Origin of the sequence: Sulfurimonas sp. NWX79 (assembly GCF_039667035.1) — a bacterium.
GTDB lineage: Bacteria > Campylobacterota > Campylobacteria > Campylobacterales > Sulfurimonadaceae > Sulfurimonas > Sulfurimonas indica.
Map to the genome: position 1 here is coordinate 1 of NZ_JALCZL010000045.1, position 2,619 is coordinate 2,619.

A 2,619-nucleotide genomic window follows, 5' to 3' on the forward strand; every position below is an offset into this window, starting at 1 on the left:
TGTAGATACGCATCAACTTGGCCACCCGTACGCATTAACACTTGGCCACTTGAGTGCTAAAAAATATTCTTACGACATTGTAGCATAGGGTGGCCAAATAAATTACTGATTTGCAAGTAATTCTCTCATAGATGGACCGCTGAGTTCAATTTTGTGTGAAGTGTGAATGAGCCTATCCATCATAGCATCAGCTATTGTTTCATTACCCAAATATGCATACCACTCTTTTATTGGCAGTTGTGCTGTAATAATAAGTGAACCATTGAAGGTTCTCTCTTCAACAACTTCAAAGAGATCATTAATCTCATCTCCCTTGAGCGGTGTAATACCAAAGTCATCAAGTAGAAGAAGTTTAAATTTTGAGATTTTTGCAAGCGTTTTTGTGTAGCTACCATCGAGTCGTGCCATTTTAATCTCTTCAAGGAGTGCAGGTATCCTATAATATTTTGCGGAGTATCCAAGAGAGATAGCGCGTCTTGCCAATGCCTGCATAATAAAACTTTTCCCCGTTCCAGTGAGACCATTTATAAGGATGTTTTGAGATTTATTGATAAAGTCACAACTCGCCAATGAGAGTATCTGTGACTTATCAAGTTTTCTTTTTGCAGTATAGTCTATCGCTTCAAGGGAAGCATTTTTATCTTTGAGTTTTGCTTGGGTGAGCATCCTTGCGATGCGTTTGTCTTTTCGCTGATTTATCTCTGCTTCAAAGAGATGATAGAGCCTCTCTTCGAAAGAGAGTGATGTGTAGTTTGCATCTTCACTTTGCAGTTGCAGTGCATATTTAAACCCTGAGAGAGAAAGTGCTGTTGCCTGTTCTAATACTGTAGGGAGTGTTATCATGACTCTACCACCTCACTGTTTTTACTCAGTTGTTGTGCATAATAAGCACTGCCTCTGATATTTTCATGTTGATTCATATAGGTGTTGTTTGCACTTGCAGTTGATTGATTATGCAGTAAATAGCTTTTTGTTTTTAGCATTGACTCTATAAATGCCACCTTGTAGTTGTTAACATCCAAAGCTACTGTGGCAACACCCTCCAAAGCATGGTTTCCATATGTTTTTGAAAAGCTTAAAATTGCAATGCAGGCTCTATAGGCTTTTGCAGGATGTTCTCGTTTATTCATGATGGATTCCATAAGTGCAGTTGTATAGATGCCGATAGAGTTTGCCCAATTGAGGATTCTTCTTGGATTCCATTTTTCATATTGACGCTGATACTCATCTGGTAGATGTGAGAGTATCGTTGAGTCATGATAACGCTGTGACATTTTTGGATGGTGTGCGATTATCTCTCCAGCTAGTGAAATTATCACAGATGTACTTGTATAGGTTATATCTACTTTTTTGCCTATATGAATGTATGGAACAGAGTATCCGCTTCCCTCTAACTCTACATGATAGGTAACATCTACCGTAGCGCGTTTAAACTCTTTAAAAATGTATTGATTACTGCGAAGTGGGTGCAGATATGGCTTATCAAGCAATGCAAAGAGCTCTGTTCTGCTTTTTTTAAGACGGCGAACTATCTTATTGTTATATCCATCAAGCAGCAGATTGATCTGTTGATTTAGCTCATCAACACTGAAAAATGTATGGTGACGCAGTTTCATCAGAATCCATCGCTGTATCGCTTTTACTCCAAGTTCTACTTTGGATTTATCTTGTGGTTTATATGGGCGTGCAGGCTCTATGGCAACATTGTAGTATCTTGCCATATCTGCATAGCTCTCATTGAGTTTTACCACACCTTTTTTATTTGAGATCACTGCTGCTTTTAGATTATCAGGCACTAATATGTTTGGCACACCTCCATAAAAATGAAAGGCTTGCACATGTGACTCTATAAAGTGCTTGGTTGATTGTGTAGGAGTGGCATGCACAAAGGTGTATCCACTTGCACCAAGGACACAGACAAAAATTTGGGCTTTTGAGATCTCGCCTGTCACTTGATTGACAATAGGGATAGTAAGCCCGCTGTAATCTACAAAGAGTTTATCTCCATTGTAGTGTATCTGTCGCATAGATGGGTTGAGTTTTTTAACATATTTCGCGTAGTAACGGTTAAACTGAGAGTAGCTGTAAAGATTAGGATTTTTCTCTTTATACTCCTGCCATAGCAGTAGTTTCGTCATCCCTTTCTTTGAGAGCTCCTGTTTGACTTCATTCCAATCTGGGTGGATAGTTTCCAGACGATCTGCAGGGTGTTTTTTAGGTTTACTCGAGACAAAAAGTTCGGAGAGTTCTTTATCACTTAAGGATAAAACTTCATCGAGGGGTGCATTAAGTGCTATATAGCTCTTTGTATAATTGGCGACACTGTTACGAGATACTCCTGTCATGGTCTGTATCTGTCTGTTTGATAGTTGATTACGATATTTTAATCGCAACACCTCTTTAATTTTACTCATAGATATTTTCCTCATTTCTCACACACCTTCTTTTTAAATTAGGTGCATTATAGTATTGAAGAATATTCTCTTGCTTAACTCAAACTTATATACGCATCAAGAAGAAAAAGTGGCCAAATAACAAGTGCGTGAGGTGGCCAAGTATTCATGCGCGCGCTGGCCAAATCAAAATGCGCGGGGTGGCCAAATGGGATGCGTGCCTACA

The 2,619-nt window shown here is 39.0% G+C and carries 2 protein-coding genes; both read right to left on the minus strand.

Translation table 11 applies throughout. The annotated features are described in order from the left end of the window. Positions 1–102: 102 nt before the first annotated feature. A complete protein-coding gene (istB, locus tag MNY27_RS10760) occupies positions 103–843 on the minus strand; it encodes an IS21-like element helper ATPase IstB (protein WP_346392330.1) in 741 nt (246 codons plus the stop codon). Further along, entirely contained in the window at positions 840–2,414 is a 1,575-nt protein-coding gene (istA, locus tag MNY27_RS10765) for an IS21 family transposase (RefSeq protein WP_346392331.1), read from the minus strand. Before istA ends, istB begins: the two co-directional genes overlap by 4 nt. Positions 2,415–2,619: the final 205 nt, after the last annotated feature.

Bases quoted from the DNA above. Each gene is read 5' to 3' on its own strand.
- istB (WP_346392330.1), bottom strand. From the start codon at position 843: ATGATAACACTCCCTACAGTATTAGAACAGGCAACAGCACTTTCTCTC.
- istA (WP_346392331.1), bottom strand. From the start codon at position 2,414: ATGAGTAAAATTAAAGAGGTGTTGCGATTAAAATATCGTAATCAACTA.